General features: G+C 54.8%; 6 protein-coding genes. All 6 read left to right on the top strand.

What is annotated here, in order from left to right:
- Nucleotides 1-497 (top strand): IS3 family transposase (locus EKD02_RS10790; RefSeq protein WP_126385062.1); only part of this gene is annotated, 497 nt, incomplete at its 5' end.
- A 41-nt stretch (nt 498-538) separates the two neighbouring features.
- A complete protein-coding gene (locus EKD02_RS10785) occupies nt 539-2,128 on the top strand; it encodes a B12-binding domain-containing radical SAM protein (protein ID WP_126385060.1) in 1,590 nt (529 codons plus the stop codon).
- Between the two features lie 41 nt (nt 2,129-2,169).
- Entirely contained in the window at nt 2,170-3,972 is a 1,803-nt protein-coding gene (locus EKD02_RS10780; protein ID WP_126385058.1) for an ABC transporter ATP-binding protein, read from the top strand.
- A complete protein-coding gene (locus EKD02_RS10775; protein WP_126385056.1) occupies nt 3,965-4,294 on the top strand; it encodes a hypothetical protein in 330 nt (109 codons plus the stop codon). Before EKD02_RS10780 ends, EKD02_RS10775 begins: the two co-directional genes overlap by 8 nt.
- On the top strand, nt 4,291-5,013 hold the full coding sequence (locus EKD02_RS10770) for a sugar phosphate nucleotidyltransferase (RefSeq protein ID WP_185805730.1): 723 nt from the start codon (nt 4,291-4,293) through the stop codon (nt 5,011-5,013). Before EKD02_RS10775 ends, EKD02_RS10770 begins: the two co-directional genes overlap by 4 nt.
- The gene (locus EKD02_RS10765; protein ID WP_126385052.1) at nt 5,014-6,399 is read left to right on the top strand and encodes a GHMP family kinase ATP-binding protein; all 1,386 of its coding nucleotides are present in this window, start codon (nt 5,014-5,016) and stop codon (nt 6,397-6,399) included.
- Nucleotide 6,400 lies beyond the last annotated feature (1 nt).

Below are 6,400 nucleotides of genomic sequence, written 5' to 3'. Positions count from 1 at the left end.
TCTGGACGAGCGATCTGACCTACTTGTGGACCGATAGCGGCTGGCAGTACCTCACAGTGGTCATGGAGCTCTTCAATCGGGAAATCATCGGGTATTCACTCAGCAGAAGCATGTCGACCGAAACCACTGTCATTCCTGCATTTGAGATGGCTGTACTACATCGGCAGCCACCGGAAGGAGTCCTCTTCCATTCTGATCGTGGCGTGCAGTATGCCAGCAAATCATTCAGAAAAAAACTCTCCGAGTACCGGATGATTCAAAGCATGAGCGGCAAGGGCAACTGTTACGATAATGCGGCAACAGAGTCGTTCTTCAAGACCCTGAAGTCCGAATGGATTTACGGGAGAAGGATCCGAAGCAAGGAGGAGCTGCAGAAGCTCCTGTTTGAGTATATCCACGTCTTTTATAACCGGAAGCGGATGCATTCGACCTTGGGATATCTTTCTCCAGCAGAGTATTTACGCAATTATTATCAATCGAGGTCTTTGGCTTCTTAAGCCGTCCATTTTTTCCTTGCAACTCCAACCTGTCCATAGCCATGCTAGATCTTAGGAACAAGAGATTTGTCTTCCTGCTTCCCCCTCTGAGGGAGAAGGCCGATACGTTCATGCCGACGGGGATCCTCGTGCTTGCTGATCTGCTGCGGGAAATCGGGTGGCAGGTCGATATCATCAATATCGACCTGAAGAGGTATCCGGCGGATGAAGTGCTCCGGCAGCTCAAAGAAATGACGCCTGACGTAGTCGGGTGGAGTGCAGTGGCGGCTACCGCATATGCATATGTGAAGGAGATGACGCAGCGGATCAAGGATGCATTTCCCGGTGCGAAGGTCTTCCTGGGGGGGAATCTGTGTTCGGTGGCGGATAGGTTGCTTCATGCTGGGGTTGATATCGTGTTCGTCGGGGAGGCGGAGGTGAGTCTTCCGACGGTGTGTAAGAGGATATCTGAAAATGGATCGGTTGACGACGTTCCGGGTATCGTGTACATGAGTGATGGAGAGGTATGCTGCACCGGTCCGTCGGAAAGAATGTCGACAAGGGATCGGGTGAAGTATCTGCCGCGGAGTTTTGAGGGTATTGATCTCGAGTATTACATGCCCCCTATTGAGATTCCTGCACATTATGGCATTGACGAGCGTTCGGTTGATGCGATGCGGTCAAGGTATGCTGGGAAAAGAATGGTGACGATAGCCATTCAGCGTGGATGTCAGGCGTCCTGTACGTTTTGCCATAGGAATTCGAAGTACTCTCCGTTCTTGGTGTCCGATGTGGTCGAGTACATGAGGTTCCTAAGAGATCATTACGATGTCTGTTATTTCAGGCTCGCGAGCGAGTCCTTCATCGGTCAACGCCAGTGGATCCTTGATTTTTCGGCCGAAGTGAATCAACTCGGCATCATCTTCGATATTGGGGGAGCAAGGGTCGACAAGGTTGATTATGATATCCTGAACGCGCTCAAAGATGCAGGGTGCGTCGCTGTTGAATTCGGTTATGAGTCCGGAAGCCAGATCATCCTTGAGGAGATGGCCAAGGGAGTTGCTCTTGAGGAAAATGTAAACGCCGCAGTGTGGACGAAACAACTTGGGTTGGGTTCGACTCCGCAGTTGATTTTAGGGTATCCGGGAGAGAGTGTCGGGACATTGCTCGATACAGTGAAATTCATCAGGATGTGCCGCCGTTCTGCTGTTTCTGCCAATATGCTTCAGGTGCTGCCCGGAACCCCGGTCTATCATTACGCTGTGGAAAATGGTCATATTCCTGATGAGGAGCAATATCTTCTGTCAGTGTCCGACAAGAATGCCGCGGATTTTTCCTCCTTTATAAATATGACACCCCTGCACCGCTCATACTTGAAAGCGATGAGGGGGTTCATTTCAAGAAGCGCGAGGTATTCGGATAAACCCCCTGTTGTGTATTATTCAGCTTGTTTTGTTTGGGCTCTTGTGTTCTCAGGCTATTTGCTTCTCAAGGGGCCCCGGTCATTGGAGTTATTCGTGTACATCGTTTCATTAATGTTTCGGATTGATGTTTCAAGAAAGAGCGGGAGTTCTGGTGATATTAGCGTTTACATGCGGGAGAAGTGCTTGTCGCTTAAGTGCGGCGATAAACTGAAGTATGGTTGTCGGTAAAGATGCGTTCAGCGCACAGATTTTTTTATTAGCGGCGGCAAATGTCTTCAGAGAATCCTTCCATAAAGAGTCTTCTTGTCCGGCTGTGGGGGCACATCAGTCCGAGGCGGCGCGCCCAGCTCGCTCTCCTGCTCGTCCTGATGTTCATCGCCTCGTTTGCCGAGATCGTCAGTATCGGGGCGGTACTGCCGTTTCTCGGAGCGCTGACCGCCCCTGAAACCCTTTTTGCTGCTCCGGCCCTGCAGCCGGTGTTCCGGATCCTCGGCATAGCCGGGCCCGCCGAGCTGCTCCTGCCGCTGACCATCATGTTCGCTGTGGCGGCCATTGTTTCGGGAGGCGTTCGTCTGGTGCTGCTCTGGGCAACGACGAGGCTGTCGTTTGCGACGGGAGCGGACTTAAGCATAAGCATCTACCGCCGGACCCTTTACCAGCCCTATGCGGTGCATGTCGCCCGCAACAGCAGCGAAGTGATCACGGGAATATCCAACAAGGCCAACGGCATCATCTACAGCGCGATGATGCCGCTGCTGGTGCTGCTCAGCTCGGGTATTATCCTGATCGCCATTCTCGCGGCGCTCATCTCGGTGAACCCGGTCATCGCCTTCACCGCGTTCGGCGGGTTCGGGACGATCTACGCCATGGTGACCCTGCTCAGCCGCAAGCGCTTGAGGGTGGACAGCCAGCGTATCGCCGGAGAGTCGACGCAGGTCATCAAGTCGCTGCAGGAAGGGCTTGGCGGCATACGGGACGTGCTCATCGACGGGACGCAGGAGGCCTATTGCCGGATATACCGTCAGGCGGACCAGCCATTGCGCAGGGCGCAGGGCAACATCACCTTCATCGGCCAGAGCCCTCGCTACGGCATGGAGGCGCTTGGGATGGTGCTGATTGCAGGTCTGGCGTTTGTAATGAGCCGTCAGCCTGACGGGCTTTCCCAGGCGATTCCCGTGCTCGGCGCATTGGCGCTCGGCGCGCAGCGGCTTCTCCCGGTACTCCAGCAGGCTTATGCGTCATGGTCCGGCGTGCAAAGCGGCCAGGCATCACTCGAGGACGCACTCGATCTGCTTGACCAGCCATTGCCGCCTCATGCCGATGAACCGCTCCCTGAGCCCATTCCGTTCACCCAGGCGATCAGCCTGAGCGCCCTTTCGTTTCGCTATGCCTCTGAAGCTCCCCTGGTGCTCAGGGATATCGACCTTACCATTCCCAAGGGGTCGAGAGTCGGCTTTATCGGGACGACCGGGAGCGGAAAAAGCACCCTGCTCGATATCGTGATGGGGCTGCTCCGGCCAACCGCTGGCGGGCTGAGGATCGACGGCGAACCGATTGCGGAACAGAACCACCGGGCATGGCAGGCCCATATCGCCCACGTTCCCCAGTCAATCTTCCTGGCGGATACCAGCATAGAGGAGAACATCGCATTTGGCCTCTCTCCCAAAGAAATTGACCACGAGCGGGTGAGGCGGGCGGCAGAACAGGCCCAGATTGCCGATATCATAGAGTCCTGGCCGAAGCAGTACAGGACGTTTGTCGGAGAGCGGGGTGTGCGCCTCTCAGGAGGACAGCGCCAGCGCATCGGCATCGCACGGGCGCTCTACAAACAGGCGGACGTCATCATTTTCGACGAAGCGACAAGCGCGCTCGACAACCAGACCGAAGCGGCCGTCATGCAGGCCATCGAAGAGTTGCACGAAGAGTTGACGGTGCTCATCATCGCGCACCGGCTCACGACACTCAGGAACTGTGACATGATTGTTGAGCTGGAGAACGGCCGGATTGTAAGGCAGGGGACTTATGACGACGTTGTGGCGAGCGCAGAAAAGGTGACCGTAACCCATGCTTGAAATGAATACCGAAATTCATGCGGCCTATATAACGGCGGCGGCAACGGTTCTTGCCGCATGTATTGGCGTGGCAGGGGCCGCCCTGTTGTTGATTCACAGGAAGATGGTGATTCGTTTATGCAAAGCGGTGGAAGGGTATCATCAGCTGGAGGGACAGCTTGTCCGCAAAATTATGAGTTACGAAGATGATGCGGTGACAGAAGAAAAAGTGAAGCATTGGCGCGGTCGGTTCAGGACTGAACTCGGCAATAGAGAGCAATATCCTTTGATGAGCGCCAATGAGGCAATAAAGATTCGTCATCGATACTTAGGATGGGAGTGAGCAACGAGGGTATTCCATTGCTGGTATTGGCGGGCGGCTTCGGTACCCGTCTTCAGTCTGTTGTCAATACGGTTCCAAAACCGTTGGCTCCAGTTGCCGATAAACCCTTTCTTTATTATCAAATCGAGCAATGGGTTTCTGAAGGGATCCGCTCATTCGTGTTTCTGCTGCATCATGGCTCGCGACCGATCATTGAATTTCTTCAGGAGCAGCAACAGCAGCTGTTAAAAAATGCGAAGCTCCAGTGGATTGTAGAGGCTGTTCCTATGGGGACGGGCGGAGCGGTGGCCAATGCGATTGACATGTTGGGGCTTCAGGGGGACGTTCTGGTCGCAAATGCCGATACGTGGCTGGGCTGCGGAGCTTCGAGGATGCGTGTGATTGATGCTCCTGCGATGGGCGTTGTAGCGGTTGACGATGCTTCGCGTTATGGGACAGTTGCTGTTGATGACCGGGAAATGATCAGTTCTTTTCGGGAAAAAACAGCGGAGTCGGCTCCGGGATGGATCAATGCAGGGATAAGCATGCTTCGGTCCGGAGATTTTGACGGATGGGACAGGAAGCCGTTCTCGCTGGAGCAGGGATTGTTTCCCCGTCTTGCCGCTTCGGGGTGTTTACGGGCTGTTCCGTTGGACGGTGAGTTCATCGATATCGGCATCCCTGTCGACTACCATCGTTTTTGTCGCTGGATCGAATCCGGAAAGAGTACAAGGCTGTAAATGCTGAATAAACTTCAGATTTCGGAGAAGGCCACCATTCGTGAGGCTTTGTCGGCAATCGAGATGAATCATCATGGGATGATCTTCTTGAGGGACGGTGACGGCGGCATTGCCGGCCTGGTGACCGACGGGGATATTCGCAGGCATCTGCTCGGCGGCGTCGGACTCGACCAGCCAGTCGCCGGTTGCGCCAACACGGACTTCGTCTGGGCGGATTCCTCCTCTTCAAGGGAAATGCTATTGAAGCGACTGGATTCCCAGATCCGCTTTATTCCCTTGCTCAATGAGCATCGACATCTCGTCAGTGTTATCAGCAGGGACTCGTTGCCCTCAGATGATGAGAGCCGCATCTATGCCCGTTCCCGGTCCCCTGTACGGATCAGCTTCAGTGGTGGCGGATCGGATCTGACGCATTATTTCACCAATGAAACCGGTGCCGTCATCAATACGACGGTATCTCTCTATTCGCATGCGGTGCTCCGTCTTCGGGACGACGACCGGGTCATTATCCATTCCCGTGACCTGAACGATACGCTTGAGGCGGAAAATGTCACTGATGCAGTGGCAGCAGAAGGCCAGTTCGGCCTGATTCAGGCATTGATCAACACCGTCCGTCCCGATTACGGTTTTGAACTGTACCTCTACTCCGATTACCCGATGAATTCAGGGCTTGGTGGGTCTGCCGTGGTTTCCTCGGCAGTCCTGGGCTGCTTCAACCAGTTCCGGCAGGACAGGTGGGACCAGCATGAGCTTGCTGAACTTGCCTTTCAGGCCGAGCGCCTCTCTCTGAATATCTCCGGAGGGTGGCAGGACCAGTATGCTACCGTTTTCGGCGGGTTCAATTTCATGGAATTCAGGATGGATCAGAATATCGTCCATCCCTTGCGTATCGCGCCTGATATCCTGCTGGAGCTCGAAGAGAGCCTGATCCTCTGCGATACGGGCATCGGGCACCAGTCCGGCGAGATTCACCTGGACCAGAAGCAGCAGATGCAGCAGGGTGAGGTCAGGCAGTTCGTACAGGCCAATGTCGAACTGGCCTATACCATGCGCAATCAGTTGCTGCGGGGAAGGTTGCTTGATTTCGGCAATTCGCTCCATAAGGCCTGGGAGCTGAAGCGCAGGGTCAGCGAACGGATTTCCTCATCGCATCTTGACGGCATCTATTCGCTGGCGCTCGCGAGCGGTGCCCTTGGCGGAAAGCTTCTGGGCGCGGGCGGGGGCGGATTTTTCCTCTTCTATGTCACCCCGTTCGAAAAGCACCGTCTGATGGAGGCGCTTGAGGGTGGCGGTCTTGCCATACGCCCGTTCCGTTTCGAGCATGAGGGGCTGCAGGCATGGACCGTTCGTGAGAGCAATAACCATAAGGACGGTATCCGTCCATAGA

The sequence above is a fragment of the Chlorobium phaeovibrioides genome, from assembly GCF_003968655.1.
GTDB classification, from domain to species: Bacteria; Bacteroidota; Chlorobiia; order Chlorobiales; family Chlorobiaceae; genus Chlorobium; species Chlorobium phaeovibrioides.
This window is presented reverse-complemented; position numbering and strand designations above follow the sequence as displayed.